The 21,283-nt window shown below is 70.1% G+C and carries 13 protein-coding genes and 2 pseudogenes; 5 read left to right on the top strand and 10 right to left on the bottom strand.

The features are described from left to right. Window positions 1–16: 16 nt before the first annotated feature. The 3 genes from ABZ027_RS00925 to ABZ027_RS00915 all read left to right on the top strand — a co-directional run bounded on the left by ABZ027_RS00925 (window position 17) and on the right by ABZ027_RS00915 (window position 8,269). Window positions 17–2,959: a DEAD/DEAH box helicase gene (locus ABZ027_RS00925; RefSeq protein ID WP_356762946.1), complete on the top strand. Its 2,943-nt coding sequence runs from the start codon at window positions 17–19 to the stop codon at window positions 2,957–2,959. After that, a complete protein-coding gene (locus ABZ027_RS00920) occupies window positions 2,959–7,134 on the top strand; it encodes a DNA methyltransferase (RefSeq protein ID WP_356762944.1) in 4,176 nt (1,391 codons plus the stop codon). The genes ABZ027_RS00925 and ABZ027_RS00920 overlap by 1 nt, the downstream gene beginning before the upstream one ends. A 160-nt stretch (window positions 7,135–7,294) precedes the next feature. Continuing rightward, a complete protein-coding gene (locus ABZ027_RS00915; protein ID WP_356762942.1) occupies window positions 7,295–8,269 on the top strand; it encodes an EcsC family protein in 975 nt (324 codons plus the stop codon). Between the two features lie 51 nt (window positions 8,270–8,320). On the opposite strand, the gene ABZ027_RS00910 is transcribed toward ABZ027_RS00915, so the two are convergent. Both ABZ027_RS00910 and ABZ027_RS00905 read right to left on the bottom strand, forming a co-directional pair. Continuing rightward, window positions 8,321–8,512, bottom strand: coding sequence for a DUF397 domain-containing protein (locus ABZ027_RS00910; RefSeq protein ID WP_356762940.1), 192 nt, complete (start codon window positions 8,510–8,512; stop codon window positions 8,321–8,323). Further along, on the bottom strand, window positions 8,509–9,390 hold the full coding sequence (locus ABZ027_RS00905) for a helix-turn-helix transcriptional regulator (protein ID WP_356762938.1): 882 nt from the start codon (window positions 9,388–9,390) through the stop codon (window positions 8,509–8,511). Before ABZ027_RS00905 ends, ABZ027_RS00910 begins: the two co-directional genes overlap by 4 nt. Before the next feature lie 616 nt (window positions 9,391–10,006). On the opposite strand from ABZ027_RS00905, the gene ABZ027_RS00900 reads away from it, so the two are divergent. Beyond that, window positions 10,007–10,249, top strand: coding sequence for a type II toxin-antitoxin system VapB family antitoxin (locus ABZ027_RS00900; protein WP_356762937.1), 243 nt, complete (start codon window positions 10,007–10,009; stop codon window positions 10,247–10,249). After that, window positions 10,249–10,668 carry a PIN domain nuclease gene (locus ABZ027_RS00895; RefSeq protein ID WP_356762935.1) on the top strand — a complete coding sequence of 140 codons (420 nt, stop codon included), beginning with the start codon at window positions 10,249–10,251 and terminating at the stop codon, window positions 10,666–10,668. The genes ABZ027_RS00900 and ABZ027_RS00895 overlap by 1 nt, the downstream gene beginning before the upstream one ends. 86 nt (window positions 10,669–10,754) lie before the next feature. Here ABZ027_RS00895 and ABZ027_RS00890 read toward each other — a convergent pair. The 8 genes and pseudogenes from ABZ027_RS00890 to ABZ027_RS00855 form a co-directional block, all read right to left on the bottom strand. Continuing rightward, a pseudogene (locus ABZ027_RS00890) lies at window positions 10,755–11,113 on the bottom strand (nucleotidyl transferase AbiEii/AbiGii toxin family protein); the annotation flags it as partial. Then, the gene (locus ABZ027_RS00885; RefSeq protein ID WP_356762933.1) at window positions 11,110–11,472 is read right to left on the bottom strand and encodes a hypothetical protein; all 363 of its coding nucleotides are present in this window, start codon (window positions 11,470–11,472) and stop codon (window positions 11,110–11,112) included. The pseudogene ABZ027_RS00890 and the gene ABZ027_RS00885, both read right to left, overlap by 4 nt. A 256-nt stretch (window positions 11,473–11,728) precedes the next feature. After that, complete coding sequence (locus ABZ027_RS00880) at window positions 11,729–13,537, bottom strand: hypothetical protein (RefSeq protein ID WP_356762931.1); 1,809 nt, start codon at window positions 13,535–13,537, stop codon at window positions 11,729–11,731. A gap of 89 nt (window positions 13,538–13,626) precedes the next feature. Continuing rightward, window positions 13,627–14,937 (bottom strand): hypothetical protein, encoded by a 1,311-nt coding sequence (locus tag ABZ027_RS00875; protein ID WP_356762929.1) that lies wholly within the window; start codon window positions 14,935–14,937, stop codon window positions 13,627–13,629. Window positions 14,938–15,100: 163 nt separating this feature from the next. Beyond that, window positions 15,101–16,213, bottom strand: coding sequence for a hypothetical protein (locus ABZ027_RS00870; protein WP_356762927.1), 1,113 nt, complete (start codon window positions 16,211–16,213; stop codon window positions 15,101–15,103). A 5-nt stretch (window positions 16,214–16,218) separates the two neighbouring features. Next, window positions 16,219–16,461: a hypothetical protein gene (locus tag ABZ027_RS00865; RefSeq protein ID WP_356762924.1), complete on the bottom strand. Its 243-nt coding sequence runs from the start codon at window positions 16,459–16,461 to the stop codon at window positions 16,219–16,221. Between the two features lie 113 nt (window positions 16,462–16,574). Then, window positions 16,575–18,023, bottom strand: a pseudogene (drmB, locus tag ABZ027_RS00860) (DrmB family protein); the annotation flags it as partial. A 65-nt stretch (window positions 18,024–18,088) separates the two neighbouring features. Then, window positions 18,089–21,238, bottom strand: coding sequence for a helicase-related protein (locus ABZ027_RS00855; protein ID WP_356762922.1), 3,150 nt, complete (start codon window positions 21,236–21,238; stop codon window positions 18,089–18,091). Window positions 21,239–21,283: the final 45 nt, after the last annotated feature.

Here is a 21,283-nt window from a genome sequence, read left to right as displayed (position 1 = left end):
GGAGCCGAGACATCTCATGAGCCTCACGTACACAGCCGGCTCGCTGGTCGCCGCTCGTGGCCGGGAATGGGTGGTGCTGCCCGAGAGCGCCGCCGACATGCTGGTGCTGCGCCCGCTGGGCGGGAGCGAGGACGACATCGCGGCCGTCTTCCCCGCGTTCGAGGACGTGTGCCACGCGGAGTTCGCAAGGCCGAGCGCCGCCGACCTGGGTGACCAGCGTGCCGCCGGTCTGCTGCGCACGGCACTGCGCGTCGGGTTCCGGTCCGGCGCGGGCCCGTTCCGCTCGCTGGCGTCGATCGCCGTGGAGCCCCGCGCCTACCAACTGGTCCCGCTGCTGATGGCGTTGCGGCAGCGCACCGTACGGCTGCTGATCTCGGACGACGTCGGCATCGGCAAGACGGTCGAGGCGGGCCTCATCGTCAAGGAGCTGCTCGCGCAGGGCGAGGCGACGAGGCTGGCCGTGCTCTGCTCCCCTTCACTCGCTGAGCAGTGGCAGTCGGAGCTGCGGGAGAAGTTCGGGATCGACGCCGAACTGGTCCTGGCCTCCACGGTGTCGCGGTTGGAGCGCGGTCTGGAGCTGGGCCAGTCCCTGTTCGACAGGCACCCGTTCACGATCATCTCGACGGACTTCATCAAGTCGACCCGCCACCGCGAGGACTTCGTACGGCACTGCCCGGACCTGGTGATCGTCGACGAGGCACACTCCTGTGTGGCCGCCGACGACGCCACGCAGGCTGGCGCGTCCTCCACGCACCAGCTCCGCTACGAGCTGCTGCGCAGGATCTCCGCGGACCAGGACCGGCATCTGTTGCTGCTGACCGCGACCCCGCACTCCGGCAAGGAGTCCGCGTTCCGCAACCTGCTCGGTCTGGTCCGGCCCGACCTGGCGACGGTGAACCTGGAGACCCCGGCGGGGCGGGCGAGGCTCGCCGAGTACTTCGTGGCCCGTAAGCGCGCCGACGTCCGCACCTATCTCACCAAGGAGGACGGTCTCGCCGACGACTCCCTGGCCGAGCGGACCGCCTTCCCCTCCGACCGCTGGACGAAGGACGAGCCGTACCGGCTGACCCCCGCCTATCGGGCGCTGCTCGACGACGCCATCGCCTATGCCCGGGACCGTGTCGAGGCGGCCGGGGAGCAGGGCAAGCGGGAGGCCCGTATCGCCTGGTGGTCGGTGATCGCGCTGCTGCGCTCGATGGTGTCCTCGCCGGCGGCCGCGGCGCAGACACTGAAGACCCGCTCCGAGTCCGCCGCGGCCCGCACCGCGCAGGAGGCGGACGCGCTGGGTGCCAAGGTGGCGGCCGACTCCGCCGACAACGACCGGCTGGAGGGCGTGGACGTCGCTCCGGGTGCCGCCGAGTCGGAGGAGGCGGGCGCCCGGCTGCTCGAACTCGCGCAGCGGGCGGCGCGGTTGGTCGGCCCTGCCGAGGACGCGAAGCTGAAGGCGCTCACCGGCCACCTGAAGAAGCTGATCGCCGACGGCTACCACCCGATCGTCTTCTGCCGCTACATCCCCACCGCGGAGTACCTCGCCCAGCAGCTCGACGGCAAGCTCGGCAAGAAGACGAAGATCGCCGCCGTGACCGGCACACTCTCCCCGCAGCAGCGCCTTGAGCGCATCGAGGAGCTCGGCGCCGCCTTGGCCGAGGAGGCGGGCGACCCGGCCGTCCGACGCGTGCTGATCGCCACCGACTGCCTGTCGGAGGGCGTCAACCTCCAGCACCACTTCGACGCCGTCGTCCACTACGACCTGGCCTGGAACCCGACCCGTCACGACCAGCGCGAGGGCCGCGTCGACCGGTACGGCCAGAAGCGCGACGAGGTCCGGGTCATCACCATGTTCGGCGAGGACAACGGTATCGACGGCAAGGTCCTGGAGGTGCTGTTCGCGAAGCACCGGCAGATCAAGAAGGACCTGGGCATCTCCGTCTCCGTACCCGACGAGACCGCCTCCGGTGTCACCGACGCCGTGGTGGAGTGGCTGCTGCTGCACGGACGGCAGGGCAGCCAGGAGAGCCTGTTCGAGCTGGACAGCCACCAGGAGTCCTTCGAGCGTATCGAGCGCGAGTGGACCTCGGCCGCCGAGCGGGAGAAGACCTCCCAGTCCAAGTACGCCCAGCGCACCATCCACCCGGAGGAGGTGGCCCGGGAGGTCGCCGCCGTACGGGCCGCGCTCGGCGGCGCCGACGAGGTCCGCGACTTCGCCCTGGAGGCGCTGCGCGAGCTGGATGCTCTGGTCCGTGAACCACGCGACGGCGGCGGTGACTTCACCGCGCAGGTCGGCGGCACCCCGGCGGGCCTGCGGGACGCGCTCGCCGCCACCCTCGGCGGCCGGCTCGTCGAGGAGGACCGCGAGATCCCGTTCCGTACGACTCCGGCGGTCGCCCGCGGCGAGGCCGCCCTGGTCCGCACGGACCCGGCGATCGGGGCTGTGGCCTCGTACGTCCTGGACTCGGCGCTCGACGCGAACACCCTCGGCCCGCGCCCGGCCCGCCGCTGCGGTGTGGTCACCACGGACGCGGTGACGATCCGCACCACGCTCCTGCTGGTCCGCTACCGCTTCCACCTCACGCTCCCGTCCCGCAGCGGCGACCAGCAACTGGTCGCCGAGGACGCCCGTCTGCTCGCCTACGAGGGCCTGCCCTCCCGCGCCCGCTGGCTGGACGACGACGCGGCCGCCGCGCTCCTCGCGGCCCGCGCCAGCGCCAACACCCACGAGCAGCGGGCCCGCAACCAGATCAGCCGCGATCTGGACGGTCTGCCGGACCTCTCCGGGCACCTCTCCGAGTACGGCACCCGTCTGGCCGCCGAACTCGACGCCTCGCACCGACGGGTGCGCAAGGCGAACGAGGAGATCGTCCGCGGCCTGAAGGTCGTGCCCCAGGAGCCGGCCGACGTCCTCGGCGTGTACGTCTACCTGCCGCAGCCCGCCTCTACCGCGTCCGGAGCCGAAGCCTGATGTCCGCCGCCACCCGCACCGCCCTGGCCTTCACCGCCGTCACCACGGTCGGCGGACTCCTCCCCGCCGACATGCTGCTGCGCATCCCCGAGGGGCGGAACCTGCCGGGCACCAAGCCCGCCGACTACGGCCTGCCCTCCTCGGTACCCGTGCGCGACGAGGCCGAGCGCGCCTGGGAGTACCTCAAGCCGCTCTGGCGAGACCTGCGCGCCGCCCTGCCCGCCGACCCCGAGACCGGCGCCCCCGCCGCCGACCCGACCGGCCGCGCCGGCACCGACTGGCTCGCCCAGCTCTTCCGCAAGCTGGACTTCGGCGCGCTGACGGAGGTGGGACCGCACGGCATCCCGGCCGACACCGACCCCGACAAGCACTTCCCGGTCTCCCACCGCCACGGCCCCGCCCTCGTCCACCTCATCCCCTGGAACCAGGACCTGGACAAGCGCACGGCGGGCCAGGTCCCCCCGCAGTCCATGATCCAGGACTGCCTGAACCGCACCGAGGCCCACCTGTGGGCGGTCCTCACCAATGGCCGGCGCGTACGTCTGCTGCGCGACTCCTCGTCCTTCGCGACGGCCGCCTACGTCGACTTCGACCTGGAAGCCATCTTCGACGGCGAGCTGTTCAGCGAGTTCGTGCTGCTGTACTGCGTGCTGCACGCGTCCCGGTTCACGGTGACGGAGGGGACGCCGGCTTCGGGGTGCTGGCTGGAGAAGTGGCGGACGGTCGCCATAGAGTCCGGCAGCCGTGCCCTCGACCACTTCCGCGACGGCGTCCAGGCCGCCCTCACCGTCCTCGGCACCGGCTTCCTGAGCCACCCGGACAACACCGACCTCCGCGCCAACCTGGACGTCCACGCCTTCCAGACGGCCCTGTTGCGGCTCGTCTACCGCATGATCTTCCTCTTCGTGGCCGAGGACCGGGGCGCCCTGCTGGACCCCGACGCGGACGAACGGACCGTCGACCGCTTCACCCGCTACTTCTCCACGGCCCGCCTCCGCCGTCATGCGCTACGACGCCTCGGCACCGCGCACGACGACCGGTACCGCGCCCTGGAGCTGCTGATCGAGGCGCTGGGCTCCGAGCAGGGCCGCCCCGAGCTGGGTCTGAAGGGACTCGGCGGCCTCTTCAACGACACCCCTGCCGACAAGCCCCTGCGTGGCGTGCGGCTAGCCAACCGCCACCTCTTCGAGGCCGTCAAGCACCTGGCCCGCGTGCGGGACGCCGGTTCGGCGCGCTGGCGTCCGGTGGACTACCTGCGCATGGGCGCCGAGGAACTGGGGTCCGTGTACGAGGCGTTGCTGGAGCTGGTGCCCAAGCACAGCGCCGCCGACCGTACCTTCGAACTGGTCGACCGGATCGGCAACGACCGTAAGAAGACCGGCAGTTACTACACCCCGACCCCGCTCACCGAGACCCTGCTGGACTCCACGCTGAACCCGGTGATCGACGACGCCGTCAAGCGCGGGGAGCAGCGCGCGAGCGCTGAGGGGCGGCCCGACCCCGCCGACACGATCGTCGAGGAGCTCCTGTCCCTCACGGTGTGCGACCCCGCGTGCGGGTCGGGGCACTTCCTGGTGGCGGCGGCCCGGCGTATCGCCAAGCGGGTGGCCGCGGTGCGGGAGCGCAACCCGGAGCCCACGGACGGGGCCGTGCGCCACGCCCTGCACCAGGTCGTCGCGCGCTGTGTGTACGGCGTGGACCTCAACCCCATGGCCGTCGAACTGGCCAAGGTGTCCCTGTGGCTGGAGGCGATGGAGCCCGGCCGCCCGCTCGGCTTCCTGGACGCCCACATCAAGCACGGCAACGGCCTCATCGGGGCGACGCCCGCCCTGATGCGGGACGGGATCCCGGACAAGGCGTTCAAGAAGGCCGAGGGTGACGACGAGGGGTGGGCGCGGCAGCTCCTCTCCCGTAACGCCCTCGAACGCGAGGGCCAGGGCGGCCTGTTCGAGGTCGAGACGGAGACGAAGGTCGCCAACGGTTCCTTCGCGCGCGGGCTGCGCCGGATCACGGCGGCTCCGGCCGGTGACCTCAAGGACATCCGCCGCAAGGAGGCCGACTACCGGGACTGGGCGAATTCGGCCGAGTATCTGCGGGCCCTGCATCTGGCGGACGCGTGGTGTGCGGCGTTCGTGTGGGTGAAGAGCGAGGAGGCGCCGCCGGCCATCACGCACAAGGTGTTCCGGGGGCTGGAGGATCCGGAGGGGGACGCGGCGCCGCAGTCGACGCACGACGAGATCGTGAAGTTGCGGGACCAGTACGCCTTCTTCCACTGGCACTTGGAGTTTCCCGAGGTCTTCGCGGTTCCGGAGGACGGGGACGTGTCGGTGGGGGCGGGGTCCGTTGATTCGGGGACGGGGTGGGCTGGGGGGTTCTCTTGTGTGGTGGGGAATCCGCCGTGGGACAAGGTCGACTTCGAGGACAAGAAGTACTTCAGCGTGGTCGCACCCGAGATCGCGGAGATCTCCGGGACGGCTCGGCGTACGCGGATCGTGGAGTGGGAGGGGGAGAACCCCGAGGCTGGACGGCGGTATCGGGAAGCTCGGCGGGCGGTCAAGGGGACGTTCCATTTCGTGGGGAACTCCGACGTATTCCCGTTGTGCGCCAAGGGGTTGACGGTCAAGGGCGTCAACTCCCTCCAGACGGACACGCTGTTCGCCGAGCGGATGGCGAACGTGGTCGCACCGGAGGGACGGTTCGGTCTGATCCTGCCGACCGCGATCGCTACGGGTGCGGGCTCGCAGTATCTGTTCGCGGACTTCACCCAGCGGGGGGTTCTGGCATCGCTGTACGACTTCGAGAACCGTCGTCCGAAATCGCCTGCGTTGCCGCAGGGTGGTAAGTGGTTCGAGAGCGTGGACTCCCGCTACAAGTTCTGCCTGATCTCCCTCACCGGCCGAGCCACGCGCGCGGACGCCAGTCGCATCGGCTTCTTCCTGTCCGAGATCACGGACCTGGAGGACGCGAACCGGGTGTTCGCCGTGGACCCGGAGGACCTGGCCCGGATCAACCCGAACACGGGCACCCTCCCGGTGTTCCGCACGCAGCGCGACGCGGACATCACGGCTGGCGTGTACCGGCGCATTCCGGTGCTGTGGAACGAAGGACGACGGGACGGTAACCCATGGCGCATGGCCTTCAAGAACCTCTTCAACATGACCGACGACTCCGACCTCTTCCGCAGCCGCGAACGGCTTGAGGCCGAGGGGTGGGAGTTGCGGGGCAACGTCTTCGAGCGGGGTGAGGAGCGGATGCTGCCGCTGTACGAAGCGAAGATGGTGGACTTCTTCAACCACCGTGCTGCCGACGTCGTGAAGAGCTTGACCGCCGTCAACCGCCAGAACCAGCCCAAGTACCTGCCCGCCGAAGAGCTGCAGGATCCGGCACGCCTGGCCCTGCCGCTCAACTGGATCCAGCAGGGTGGGAAGATCGCCACGCGCCGTAACAACAAGGACGTCCAGGCCAAGGGCATCGAGCTGCGCCTCGCCGACGAGCACTGGGACCGCGATTGGCTCTGCGGCTGGTGCGACGTCACCGCCTCGACCAACGAACGCACCGCCATCCCCGCCTTCCTCCCGCGCACAGCCGTCGGGCACAAGTTCCCTCTGATGATGCCCCGCGTGGCACCTTCACTGGTCGCCGCCCTGATTGCCGCTCAGTCTTCCCTGCCCTTCGACTTCATCAGTCGCCAGAAGATCGGCGGCCTGAGCATGGGCCTCTTCGTCTGGAAGCAGCTTCCCGTCCCGACCCCCACCTCCCTCGAACCCCATCTCCCGTTCCTACTCCCCCGCGTCCGGGAACTCGTCTACACCGCCTACGACATGACCCCACTCGCCCGCGACCTGGGCGACGAGGGCAACCCGTTCCAGTGGGACGACGACCGCCGCGCCCAACTGCGCGCCGAGCTGGACGCCTACTTCTTCCACCTCTACGGGATCTCCCGCGAGGACACCGACTACATCCTGGAGTCCTTCCAGACAGCCTCGGGCGGCCTGAAGAACAACGAGATCTCCGCGTTCGGCGAGTACCGGACCAAGCGCCTCGTCCTCACCGAATACGACCGCATGGCCACCGCCGGCCTGACCCTGGAAACCCCGCTCACCGAGGGCGAGTCCGGCACGTACCGCTCCCCCCTCACCCCACCCCCGGGCCACGGCCCCAGGCACCCGGCCTGACAGCCCGGACCCGGCCGCCGTCCGGGCTCGCACTTCAGCAACGGAGTCACACGAACCCGCACCCCACCCAGCCCCGCACCACCCCACCCGGCAACCACCGTCGAAACGGAGAACCTCAGTGAGCACTGACGCCGATCCCCTCCACGACGGTGAACCCGCGTTGAGCGAGTACGACCGGCAGGTATGGGCCATGCTCAACGACCACTGGCAGCGCCGCAACAATCGCCGTGGTCTGCCGAACTGGGCGAGTACTGCGCTCAGTCGCACCGGCGAGGTCACGGGGAAGGCCACGAGACGGGTTGTCGACGCCGTCCCGGACGCGGTCTCGGAACCGATGCGTCGCGCGGGCGGCGCAGTCGCCGACCCGGCCATGCAACTGGCGGCCGGAGCCGCGACAGCGCTGATCGAGCTGGCCAACGACTGGGCGATGAAGCTCAACGACCCGAAGAACGTCGAGAATCTCGCCCGCGAGCAAGGTCTCGAACTCAGCAGTTTCACCGAACTGCGGCAGCAGGACCTTAAAGTCTGCGACCGGCTGCTGACCTACAACACCCTCAAGTGGCGCACCGCCGGCGCGGCCGAGGGTGGCGCCATGGGCCTGCTGGCTACGATCCCCGTCGCCGGGACTCTCGTCGCGATGACAGCAGACGTCCTCGTCGTCCAGGTCATGAGCACCTCGATCGCGGCGCGCATCGCGTATTCCTACGGCTACGACGCCAAAGACCCCCGTGAGCAGATCTTTATTGAGCGCCTGGTTCGCCGGTCCTTCATGGAACAGGCGGCCAAAACCAAGCCGTTGCATGAGACCGCACGGGCGGCATACGCAAGCAAGGGACGCGTGAGGTGGTCGAAGAAGCTCCGCCAGGACCACCGCCTCCTGTCCGGCCTTGAGAAGTTGATGCAGCATCTGGGCCCGGCCGGCTCCAGGGTGCCAGTTCAAAGCGTCGCCAAGGCCGTACCGTTCGTGGGCGCCTTCATCGCTGCCACCACGAATGCCACGATTCTCGGCAGGGTGGCCAAGGACGCCCAGCGGTACTGCCAGACCCGCTTCCTGTGCGAGAAGTACGGACTGCCGCTCCCGACCGCACTGGCGACCGACGACGAGGACGACGACCCCCAGGCCGACGTCACGTGAGTGCTGCGGTGGCGCCCGACCAGAGCGCCACCGTGTCTTCCACCGCCCCGTTCAGGCGTGGTCCACGAACCGCACGAACGACTGCCAGCCCTCACAGCCGATCGCGAAAGCCGGGCGGCTCACATCCTTGGAGTCCCTAACGTGGACGGCCTGTTCGGCGATCGCGATCTCCACGCAGTCGTCGCCCTGGCTGCCGCTGTAGCTGGACTTGAACCAGGCGAGTTCCGTCTCACTGCCGCTCATAGCTCTCCTCGGAGTCTCTCCAGCAGGGCCCGGGATTCGTTGGGGCTCAGGGCCTGCGAGCGCAGTGTTTCATAGCGCTGGCAGAGCAGGCTCACCTCTTTCCGGTCCGCGATCAACCGGCCATTCTCCTGTCCTTCGGAGTAGCCGAGCCGCTGGCCCGCAGGGGTCTCCAAGATCCGCACCGGCCCATCCAGGCACGTATGCAACCCCGCATCCAGCGGAACCACTTGAAGCGTCACGTTGCGCGGAGCGCTCCGCTCCAGCACATGATCGAACAGCTCACGCCTCGCCCCCGCATCCCCGAACCGCCGCCGAAACACATGCTCCTCCACGATGAAGCTGAACGGCACCTTCGGCCGCTCCCGCATCATGCGCTGACGGTCCATCCGCGCGGCGAGCTGCGCCTCCAGATCCTCGTCCGTCCGCAACGGAATCGTGCCCTCGAACACCGCCCGCGCATACGCCTCCGACTGCAACAACCCCGGCACCAGCCGACACTCGTACGTGTTCAGACTCACCGCCTCCCGCTCCAGCCTCGCCCACCGCCGGAACCATGCCGCGAGTCCCGCCTCGCCCCGGGTGAGATGGCGAGCGGCCCTGCGCAGCGCTCCGGTGTTGCCCAGCGCACCCTCCGCACGCTCGACGAACGCCTCGTCCGGCATCCGGCGGCCCAACTCCACGGACGCCACGGTGTGCTTGGAGTAACGGACGATGTCGGCGAACTCGCTCCGACTGAGCCCCGCGTGCTCCCGTAAGGCCTGGACGACCGCACCGAACGTACGCAGACTGTCCGACGGCTGGGGTTCCCGCTCCCACTCCCCCGCCGGAACCGTCCGAGCGCCCACATCCGTGGCCGCCTCCCCTTCGACGATGTCCATTCGTCGCCCCTCTCTCCAGCCGCTCGGGCTCACACGCGTTCGGCACTCAGAGTGACGGCTGAGCATGCGTACTGTCCACTCACTGTGCTCGTACGCTGACTCCGCGTACGCGGTCCGGAGCTCGCAACGGGTCACCGCGGACGCCACGCTGACGCCATGAACCAACCCGCTCCCCAACTCGCCACTTCTACACACACCTTCACGCAGCCGCTCTCCCCCACGCGGCGCCGCGCGCGGCTCGCCCGGCTGCTCACCATGAGCCAACTTCAATCCTGAAACGCCCCCAGGGCTTCACAGAGCGTGCCGCAATCGTCGTCGCGGAGCTCGCGGCGAACGCCGTACTCCACGGCGGCCTGCCCGGTCGTAGCTTTCGGCTGGCCCTTGTCTCCGCCCCGGCGGACGCGGCCTGTCACCCGTCGCCGCCCTCACCGACCACTGCCACCCTCTACCCACCCACCATCAAGGCCGTCCAGGCAGCGCCCTCGACGCAAGGGGAGGCGACTGCCGCCACCCGCGGAGAACGCCGGCGCGTCAGGTCACCACGAACGCCGCAGCCGCCCCTCCGCGACGGAGACTTCGTTTCCCTGTCGGAATCGTCTCCGAAGGGATCGTTCACATGGCCAGAACCGTCATCGACCTCGACGAGGACATGGTCGCCGAGGCCATGCGCATCTTCGGGACCAAAACGAAGGCCAAGGCCGTCCGCCTCGCCATGGAAGACGCCGTCAAGAGGCACCTGCGACAGGAGGGCTTCGACGCCATGGACGCCGGCGAGCTCGACTTCAGCGAGATCGTCGAGAACACCGGCCCCCGCAACGCGGACGGTTCCCACAAACATGGGGGAGACCGAGCCGCCTGATGCAGGACCGATATCTGATCGACAAGTCCGCCCTCGCCCGCTGGACGAAGCCGAGCATCAAGGAGGTACTCAAGCCTCTGCACGAGCGCTGTCTCCTCGCCGTATGCCGCCCCACCGAGTTCGACATGATCCACTCCACACAGGACAGCTCGGAAGGGACACGCATCAGCACCTGGCTCCACGCCTTCGACTACCTCGGAACCGACGACCGTGCCTTCACCCGCGCTCTGGAGATCCAGCGCCATGCCCTCAACGCGGGCTTCCACCGCGCCCGGTCCCTACCCGACCTGCTGATCGCCGCCACAGCGGAACTGAACCAGCGAACGGTCCTCCACTACGACGGGGACTTCGACATGATCGCCTCCCTCACCGGCCAGCCCACCGAATGGGTCGTCCCACCCGGCAGTGCCGACCGGTGAGCGCGTGACCTCAGGTCACCCTGGGGCGCGTCGACGCTACGCGGGCAGCGGGGAACACGACCACCGAGCCGTCCTTGTCGCGGGCCATTGAGGGAGAGGACGGGGCCGTAGGGAGTCTGGGCGGGCGGGGCCCAGAACGCCTCCTTGAGAACGTCGACCTCGCACTCCTCGCCGCTGTCCGGGTCGGTCACAAGGAACCGGCCGCCGAGCGGGTCGGTCCGGACATGCGTGGTCCGCCGGCCGCGCGCGGTGAGGCCTGTGGTGAGGGACGCGACGATCTCAGCCATCGGCGCGGGGTTCTCGGTCGCGACATCGAGGTCGCGGCTGAAGCGTTCGACCAGTCCGTGCGCCTGCACGGCGTACCCGCCGGTGAGGACCAGAGGACAGGGGGAGCCGAGGTCCAGGATGTCGCGAGAAGGCGCTCGTGGAGCGGGGTGAGCTTCACGCGGCGGTCGCGTCGCCCGGAGCGGTGCGGGGCAGCTCCGGGAAGGCGTCCTCCCAGACCTCACGGATGTAGGGGCTGATCAGACGACGCAGAACAGGCCATTGCTCAGCCAGCAGCCGGGGGTGCAGGAAGGCCGCCAGGTCCTCGCGCAGGCCCTCGGCGAGGACAGTCCGGTAGAGCGTCATGCGGGACTTCGGGCGGTCCAGGCTGTAGCCCGTCCGCCCGGACCAGGCGATGTGCAGCGGCAGGTCGATGGTGCCCTCTGTGGGGCCGATCAGCTCCTGCAGGCGCTCGGGTAGCCGACTGCGGTAACGGTCCCGCAGCACTTCGGCGCGGGGAGCGGTGGTCGTCGCGTCCATGCGTCCATGATCGCTGGTGGGAGGTGACCGCATGGCGGATACGGTTGTGACGCCGCCGGTCGGAGCGCGGCGCACACTGCTTCGTCCTCGCCGTCGGTCCAGTGGCCTGCTGACCGCCGGTAACGCCAGATCTGCCGCAACCGCAGGGCCTGCGCTGCGACAGGTGCTGCGCCAAGGGACTCGCCGCGTCGAGCAAGATGCGGCCGCGGTCGATCTTGTCGGGCAGCGGATCACCGCGAGTGTGACGGTCGGCTGCTCAGTTCGTACGGGTGTTTGACAAATGCGGCCCCACGTAGCCGACTATCACCTTGCCCGTGGCGCCCGCTGTGTCGTCGTAGAAGTGGACGCGAGGCGCGATCCTCCCCTTGTTGTCGATCTTTATGTGGGCTTCCATGAACACCTTGCCCGAGGCGTCGACCTCCACCGGCACAGGGAGCATGCGCTGCTGCCGGAACTTCCTGTCGTTGCGCACGGAGTCGGATTCCACCATGGCCACACGCGTCACCGGATAGGTGCGCGTGCCCTGCGGGGAAGCCTCGCAGAAATCCCGGAAGGTTCCGTCGAATTTCTGCTCGCCGGCACCGCTCGCCCCGTACGAATCCAGCGCCAGCAGTGCGTCCCACACCTTCGACGCCCAGGTCGAGCTCTTCATGTCGTCGTCGAGGTCCTCCGCCTTGCTCTTGTCGTAGGTCAGAACAAGGTGCCTCATCCGCTCGTGCACGCGTTCGTTCAGTTCGGCGAAGGACATCGGCACCGGTTCTTCCGCCGGCGGCGTGTAGGCGTCCTCCGCCCGGCCGGCCTCCACCAGCCGCTGCTGTAAAACCGCCACTTGGTGGCGCAGAGCGGACAGCTGTGCCTGGGTGGCGTCGTGGTCGGCGATTTCGTCCTCGAAGCGGTCGGTAGCCTCCCGCAGCTGCTCATCGAGCGCGCGCCTGCCACGCTCCGCCAGGTCCCGGGCACTGGCTGCCTCGCTCAGCTCTTCCAGCGCTTTGTCGATCGTCTCGTTGGCCGTGCTCAGCTGGGCACGCAGGGAGCCGACAGTCTCGTTGCCCAAAGACCCAGCGGTCTGGGACCGTGCCGCGCGCAGATCCTTGAGGACCTCCTCGATGCCTGGAAACGCGGGCTCGGCGAGCAGGGCCGGCTGCGGTGTGGTGACAGCGTGCTGGCGCGGGTACCTGGAGATCCGCATGTCCGCGTTGCGGAACTCCGGATCGCTGAGCCGCCGGTACGTCAGGAGGCGATGGCGCCGACCGTCTTCGGCGGAGCCGAGGGCGACGTCCGGAAGATAAGTGCGTATCTGGCCGGGGTACACGTCGTGCAGGTCTCCGGCCGCCTCCCGGTAGGCGGGGACGGCCTCCCGTCCCAGCCGGAACACCGAGGCGATTCCGACCAGATTCCTGGCGACCCCCGTCAGCAGCTTTTCCCAGGCGGGATCGTCGTTGGACGGCTCCGCCGCGAGGACCAACGGCAGTTCTCGGGTGGGATCGGTGAGAGCGGACGTGAGCAGGCCGACCGAGTCGGGGCCGATCAGGTGAGGTGCCGTGGTGAGCCGAATCGTCCCGTCCGGCACGTTGAAGTGATCGAGAATCTCACGGACGAGCCGAGGAGGGACCGGTGTGGCCTGCCGTCTGCCCGGGCTGGGGTAGTGCTCCAGGTCGACACCGACGTACGCCTCCTTCGACTCACGGTCGACAGCGGACGTGAGCGTCGTCTGCCAGGTCCCCTCCTGCCTGTCCTCCTTGCTCTCCCGTAGACGAAGCCGCAGCGCGGTCTGCTGGCCGTCGGTGTCGTAGGAGTCGGTCACGGTGAGGGTGTAGGTGTCCGTGAGCCGATGGACACCCGAGGAGAGGTGCGTCGCCAGCCCCTTGCTCTCCAGCCAGGAGGTGAAACACGAGCGGGCCCCGGCGAACATCTGCTCCTGCTCGTCGTCCGGGACCGGTAGTACCGCCCGGTAGACCAGCGGGTTCTCAGCACGCGGCTCGTCTCGGACGAACCCGCCCCGGCCCCGTCGCGGAGCCTGCGGCGCGGGCTTACGGCTGGGCATCACCAGTGGAGTGGGTCTCAAGCTGACCTCCTGCTTGATCGAGGAACGGGAGGGACACCCGATGGTGGCGAACAGAACCGATCACCGGGTGAGTGCGAGCGCGTCATCGCCTACGCGGGCAGCGCGGGGAACACGACCACCGAGCCGTCCTTGTCGCGGGCGATCTCGATCGCCACGTCTGTCGTACGACTCTTGGCCGTGACGCCGTCGCCCAGCCGGTGAATCCGGTGGGCCGCGCTCATGAGGCGGTCGACTTCACCGGTCGTGAAGACGGGTCGCAATCCGTTCGGGCGTGCCAGTTCCAGCGCTGACAGGCGTAGCAGGACACCGGCGATGCCCGACTCCAGTTCGTCGAGGCGCTGCTGATCGCGCTTGAGTGCGCGGGTGAAGTTCTCGAACAGGTTGCCGGGGTCGCTCTGGGCGTGCTCGACGGCCTGGAGGATGACGACCCGCCGCTTCAACGCGACGGCCAGGGAAGCGAGTTCGAGGTGGGTGCGGAACATGCCGCCATGGTCGTCGACGCCGGGGAACGACTTGGTCAGCGTGCCGAGTTCGACCGCCTCGCCCTCGGGCAGCTTGTCGAGCGCGCTCTGCCAACGGGCAAGGCGACGGTCGGCTTTGCCCAGCGCCGTGTTGATCGCATGCACCGCCGAGTCGAGTCCCAGCGAGACACCTGGCTTGCCCTGGTCGAGCAGAATGGCCGTGGCTTTGTCGATGGCGTCGCGGCAGCCGTCCAGTTCGCTGTGCTCGTCGTCGAGCTTGTCCTCCTGGAGTTGCTCCAGCAGTTCCGTGATGTGTTCGATGGCCTGCTGGCGTTTGCGGTCCGCGTGTGCGCTCACTCCCACCGCCACGGCCATGAGCACGAGCGGAGCGGCCACGGTGAGCACCGTGCCCCCGGCGGCCGCGGCACCGGCGGTCGCCCCGGCCCCGCCGACCGTGCCCGCCGCTGCCGCTCCTCCGACCGGCACGTATCTCGTACCAGCGACGATCTTGCCTGTCGTGTCCACGAGCGGACCGCGGAAGCCACCGGCCGCGCCCTTCGCCACCATCGGGCGGACGAGGCCCTGCCCGAACTGGGCGGCGACCTTCGCCGGGACCACCATGCGATACAGACACTCGCCGGAAGCGGTCGCCCTGGCCGCCGTGAGGGAACTTCGCGTCGATTGCGTGATGAACTGCGACAGGTGCTGCGCCAGGGGACTCGCGGCGTCGAGCGGGATGCCACGGCCGCGGTCGATCTTGCCGGGCAGCGGATGCGCCTCAAGCGTGACGATCGGCTCGTCGGCCAGGACGGCCAGCACCCCGCGCAGTTCAGCCAGGCGCTCAGCCGTCATCGACTCGCCCGCGGTCAACCCGGGCACCTGGACGTCAGCGGTCGCCAGCGTCCACACGGGCACAGTCGTCTTGCGGTCGTCGGTCATCGTCTCCCCCTTGTTCTCCGACGGCAGCCCACGTCTGACGTCGAACGCGAACGGCTCATGATCGTCCTCCGCGGATCACAGCGCCCTGGCGTCGCCCGCCGCACATCGGGCAGCTCCCGAACCGGGTCGGCACTCTCGCCTGCCCGTGGCCGCAGTGATCCCGTCACCGCGACTCCACCCGCCCGTCCAGCCCCTCCAGATGCCGCGGCGGACGACTCCCCTGCCAGCCCAGCACCAGTCGCTGTCGGGCACGGGTGATCATGACGTAGTACGCCATGCGCAGGGTCGCCGACGTGGGGTCGGTGGCGGAGTCGGACTCCGCGTCGGCGATGACGACGGTGTCGAAGTCAAGGCCCTTGGCGCTGGCCCGGTGGACGAGGACGACGCCGGGACGGGCCAGGTCGAGGTCGCGGTAACGTCCGGAGGGGGCCGCCGAGCTGTAGAGCTGGGGTTCGTGGGCCAGGCCGGCGCGCTCCAGGCGGCGCATCAGGTCGGTGGCCGTGCGCGAGGAGTTGACGATGACGCCGATGCGGTCCCGTGGGTGGCGGGCAGCCAGGCCGGCGATGTCGTCGGTGAGGTCCCTGGTGCCGGAATAGTGGCGCACCACGGGCAGCGTTCCGCTGCGGAAGGGGATGTCGGGGCGGGTGCCGCCCGTGCGGAAGTACTCCGCGAGGGAGGCGATCTCACGGCTGTTGCGGTGGTTACCGGCGATCTCGACTCGTCCCGTGGAGCGGCCGAGGGCGTCGGTGATCTCGGTGAGGGTGGAGTTCGTTTCCGTGAGGCGCTGGCACTCGTCGGCGAAGACCGTCACGGAAGCGGCGGCGAGGCGGGCCATCCGGTAGAAGCCCGGCGACAGGTCCTGGCCCTCGTCGACGACGAGGTGAGGGGTGGCCGCCTCGTTCTCGCCGAGGGCGGCGGCAGCCTGTTGGGTGAGGGTCGCCCAGTCGAACCAGCCGTCCTGGGTGCGCGGTGCGCCGTATCCGAAGTGGCGCAGAACCCAGCTGTGGACGGTGGCGGCCTCGACCGGTGTGCCGGGAACCGTGAGGCCTTGGAGCATGCCGTTCAGGAGCTGGCGCAGCAGGTTGGAGCGGGACAGCAGCAGCGTGGGTCTGCCGGTGAGGGCGAGGTGGACGGCGCGATGTGCGGCGAGCAGGCTCTTGCCGCTGCCGGGCGGGCCGCTGACGACGTGGTTGCCGGTCAGCGGCAGGGCGTCCAGGCAGTCGCGCTGGGCCGGGGTGAGGTCGGGGTGGAGCACGGGGGTGTTCGCGGTGGTCATGGGTGTCATCCCTGGGCGATGGCGGCGGCGTACTCGCGGCTCGCGGTGAGGACGTCGGTGAAGTAGCCGGGGACGCGGGCGGAGCCGACGACCAGGGCGCGGTCGAGGAGGGTGTTGCCGGTCTGGCAGCTGGTCTCGGGCAGCAGGGTGCAGGCGTGGCAGGCGGCCCGGTTGAGGTTGCCGAAACCCTGACCGGTGTGCTCCGCGCAGAGCGGGTCGGCGGAGCACCAGGCGGCCGCCTCCAGCATCCGGACGAGCGTCTCGGCGAAGTGCGGTGCCTCGCCCTGCCGGACCAGGCCGCCAGGGTGCCTTCCGCGTCACCTGCGGCCGTGTAGATCAGCAGTCCGCGCTGGCCGTACTCGGGACGGCCGTACACGCGCTCGCGCAGGCTCGCCGTGGTGTAGCCGGAGTCGAAGGAGAGCTGACGGATGAGGAGGTGGGCGAGGGTGTGCAGGAGAAGGTAGCGGGGCGAGAGGTCGCTGCCGACGGTCTCGGCCAACTGCTCGTCGCGGAATGACGCGTCCAGGTCCGTACGGACGCCGTGGACGTGTGCCTGGACGCGGGGGTCGTTCTCCCAGGCGCTCAGGCGCCGCTCGTCGAGGGTGAGGACGATGCCCTCGCCGTAGACCTCGGTCGCGGGCAGCCAGCGCAGCCGGCCGCTGGTGTCGGCGCGGACGAGGGTGCCGTGCGGGGAGTGGCGGCGGAATCCGGTCAGGGCCCGTACCTCGCGGAGACGGTCGGCGAGGACGACGCCGTCGATGTGCGCGTCGAGGGTGGCCCAGGGTTCCTCGGTCTCGCCGACGAGGCCGAGTCCGCCGCGGCGGATCGAGAACTCCGCGGTGGGTTCCGGGAGTTCGACGGCGTCGAAGGCGTACCACTCGTCGCGGCTGAGGTCGAGTTTCGCCGGCTCCGGCCGGTCGGCGGGCGAGGGCGCGGGTGCGCCCGTGGCCTCTGCGAGGAGCTGGTCGATGAGGCTGTCGGGGGCGTCGGTGTCCTGCTTGATGAAGTCACGGAAGACGGCGGCTCGGTCCGTGCCGAGTGCGTCGAGCAGGTTCGTCCAGTAGCCGTGGCCGCGGACCTGCTCCGCCAGGTCCTGTTCGGCCCGCGGGGGTTCGTCGGTCGGGGGGATGTCGAGGGCCGAGAAGACGACCGGGTAGTACACGTTGCCGGCGGTGCGCTGCACGATGTGGACCTGCTGGCCGCAGGAGGCCTTGCCGTTCGGCCGCTGCCAGGGGTTGCGGCCCGGGCAGTTGCCGCCCTGGGGGCCGAGGATGTCGAGCAGATCCCGCTCGGCCCCGCACCGGGTGCCGCCCTCTCGGGTCGCCCCGCAGCGCACCGAGAGGGCTTCGAGTCCGGAGGCGCGGTCGGCGACCCGGAAACTGAGTCCGCGGGCCTTCCAGGCGTGCTTCGACTCGGCGCAGGCGGCCCGTAGTTCGGGTGCCAGCTTGGAGTGGGCCCAGTACCACCAGTCGACGTCGTCGAGGTGCCCGTCCGCGCAGATGCGGACGAACCGCATGGGGGTGAGGCGGGGTGCGGCGGCGCAGGACGTGCAGACGGGCGGCTCGCCGGGCTTCTCCTGCTCTCGCAGGAAGCGGACCATGGCTCGGCAGGATCCGCAGAACAGCCAGCCGGGGAAGCGCACATAGGGGACGCCGGGCCGGTCGGGACGGTCGTAGCGGTCGTTGAGGGTGTGGGGTGCCGCGTAGAAGCCGATGACACCCAGACGGGCGGCCAGCCGCTCGGACGGAACGGGGGTCTTGAGCTGCGGCCAGGTCTCGATACCGGCCGCGACGAAGGACTCGCCCTGCACGTCGAGGACGGCACCGACGCCGAACGGCAGTACGGTCTGCGCCTGGCGGACCCGGAGTTTGCGCGTCACTTTCCTGCTCCCGTCACGGTGATCTGGCACTCCCGGTCGACGCTGCGCATCGAGTTGAGGGTCTCCCACAGGCCGTAGCGCTGCTCGAAGGACTTGAGCAGGTTGTGCTGCCCCTTGCCCTGGCCGCGGTAGTAGAGGGACTTGCCCTCGTCAGCGGCCGCCTCGGCCTGCCGGTACCAGGCGTCCAGGAGGCCGCCGAGCTCCTGACGGACGTCGGCGCGTACGGCGTCCGCGTCGGCTCCCGTGGCGTCGCGTTCGGCGATCGCGGCGCGCTCGGCGAGGGCGTCGGCGATCCGCGCGGCCTCGTCCCTGTGCCGGGTGAGCAGCCCGGCCTGGTTCTCGGCGGCCAGACCCAGCCGGTGGCGGACCAGGATGACCAGCGCGGCGTGCAGGGCGCGGCGGCGCGCGGGCGAGGACCAGGGGGTGACGCTGGCGGGTTCGACGTACCGGTACAGCGCCCGGTGGTAGTCGATGAAGGTCTCGTAGTGCGAACGGTCGCGTGGGCGGGTGGCGTTGAAGTAGGTGACGACGAGTCCGGGCACCTGGTGACGGCCCACGCGGCTGGTGGCCTGGATGTACTCGGCGGTGGTCTTGGGCTGGCCCTGCATGAGGAGGTAGGCGAGCCGCTTCACGTCGACGCCGACGGAGAGCATGTTGGTGCACGGCAGGAAGGACACCGACCGCGGATCCGTCCACGGCTTCTCCAGGCGGTCGAGGAGGATGGGCTGGTCGGCGCGCGCCACGCTGCTGTCGAGCTGCTGCACCTGCTCGCCGCCCAGGGCGCGCGTGCCGACGCCCTCGTCGAGGGAGCGGAGCTGGGCGGGGATGTCGTCGCCGGCAGCGGTGACGGTGCGGCCGAGTTCGCGCAGGCTGTGGTGGTAGGCGACGAGCGTCCAGTAGTCGTCGCGGTGCTCCTCGGGGAGCTGGTGGACGCCCTGGAGCATGGCCGCCGTGGTGGCGACGGCGCCGCGGCCCGCGGTGTGGCCGAGCGCCATGACGCCCAGGTAGAGGCGGCCGGGGCGGCCGGTGTCGGGGACGGCGAAGAAGCTGTCGCGGGCGTCGAGTCCGGACGGCGGGAAGAGCTGGACGTCCTGGTGGTGCAGAGCGCGGACCTGCTCGGCGGAGCGCCGGATGGTGGCCGTGGCGGCGACGATCTTGGGTGGGCGGCCGTTCCGGTCCGTGCACAGTTCGAGGATGGCCGCCTCGTAGAGACCGACCGTGGTGCCGAGCGGTCCGGTGAGCAGATGCAGCTCGTCCTGGATGATCAGCGACGGGGGCGGGTTGCCGGTGCCGGCGCCGAAGAGGCGGCCGGAGTCGGGCTCCCAGGCCAGCCGGGCGAACTTGTCGACGGTGCCCAGGACGAAGGTGGGCGGGTTCCGGTAGAGGTGCTGGTCGACGACGGCGACCGGCAGGACGTCGTGGAAGGCGCACTCGTCACGGGTGCAGTTGAAGGCGAAGTCGTCCTTCTCCGCGCGGACTCCGTAGTCGGAGCGGACGCTGGACCAGGTCGCCGGCAGGATGCGGGTGCCGCACCACGGGCAGCGGTCGAGGATGAAGACGTCCTCGGGGTGCGAGGCCAGCCGCTGCTCGTCGAAGGTGCGCTCGGCGTTCTCGAAGTCGTTCGGGGTCGTGGTGTCGCCGACCCACAGGCCGATGGTGATCGGCTCGCCGCCCAGACCGAGTGCGGGTTCGGTGCGGCGCAGGTATTCCAGGGCGCAGATCGTGGTGGCGGCGCGCTGGAACTGCTGGGTGGTGAGCAGGCTGAGGGTGTAGCGGCTGAGCACGGCGGTGCCGTCGCCTTCACCGCGGATCCGGCGCAGGGCGATCGTGAAGGCGGCCAGCAGCAGGTAGGCCTCGGTCTTGCCACCGCCGGTGGGGAACCAGATCAGGTCGGTGGTCGCGCGGTCCCGGTGCCCCGGCTCGGCGACGCCGTCGACGGCGAGGAGGAAGAAGGCCAGCTGGAAGGGGCGCCAGGTGGCCTCGGGGTCGACGGGTGGATCGACGGCCACCGGCTCCGAGCGGTGCCGTCTCCGGCCGGCCTGGTCGGACGCGGAGTGCCGCATCTGCAGCAGCATGGCACGCTGGGCGATACGGAAGGCGGCGAGCAGTTCGGGGCGGTCCGGGTCGCACAAGGTGCGTACGCCCGCCTCGATCCGGGTGACCGCCTCGCGGACCCGAGCGAGGATCCGCTCCGCGGCTTCCCGCCCCCACTCCGGCACCTCCACGGACCGCTGACCCACGTACCAGGCGTGATACGAGGCGGCGAACTCGGCGAGTTCCTCACGGAGTTGGTCGAGCCCGACGGCCGGGTCGGCGAGGTGGGAGAGGGTGAGCGCGGGGGCGTCGAGCGGTCCACCGGCCCGGATGGCGGGCACCTCGGCCCGGGGCAGCGCCTCACAGACGAGAAGGGCGACGCCGTCGTCCTCGCCGTACTCCTCGCGGACGGCGCAGCCGTGGCCGACGGCATGGGTGACGACATGCCGGTACTGGAGGCGCAGTTCGCGTTCCTCGGGATCACGGCTGGCGAGCCGGACACTGGGATACGGCAGCACGGTTCCGTCGGCGGGGCGGACGGTGAGGCGGCACTGGAACAGCATGTCGTCCCAGCTCGGCGCCTTGCCGTCGGAGCCGTCGTGCCGGGCCTCGTTGACCAGGGCCACGGTGACGAGGGTGCCCTCGCCGTAGGAGCGGCGGGTCAGCCGGATCGTCGCGCGCCCGTCGAGGACGGGGACCTCCTTGCGGTCCGCACCGACCGTGTGCGTCTCGGGCTTGAGGGGGACGCGCTGCCAGCGCCGCCCCCGGCCCGCCTCGTTGCGTCGCGTCTCGTAGCGGGCGGCGGCGCAGCTCACCTCGACGTCCTCGGCGTCGGTGTAGAAGCTGACGCCAAGGGACGCGGGCAGCCAGCTGTTGGTCTCGGGCACCGGGTCGGGGGCCGGGTCCACGTCGGGGGCGTCCTGCTCGGCGCCGGGAGCCTCGGGGTCGTCGGCGGCGAGGGCGAGCTGCCGCTGGAGGTCCGCCTGTTGGGGATAGAGCGTGCCCATCAGGTACTGCCGGTCGGGCGGCGCGTCGAGCACCTCGTCGACACCGCCGACGGGACCGATGAGCTGGCGGGTGAGGTAGTCGACCAGCTCCTGGCGCGGGTCCATGTGCGGCTTCTTTCGAAAGAGGGTGCGTAGAAAGAGGGTGCGTAG

It is taken from the genome of Streptomyces sp. NPDC006332, from assembly GCF_040612855.1.
Classification (GTDB): Bacteria; Actinomycetota; Actinomycetes; order Streptomycetales; family Streptomycetaceae; genus Streptomyces.
This window is presented reverse-complemented; position numbering and strand designations above follow the sequence as displayed.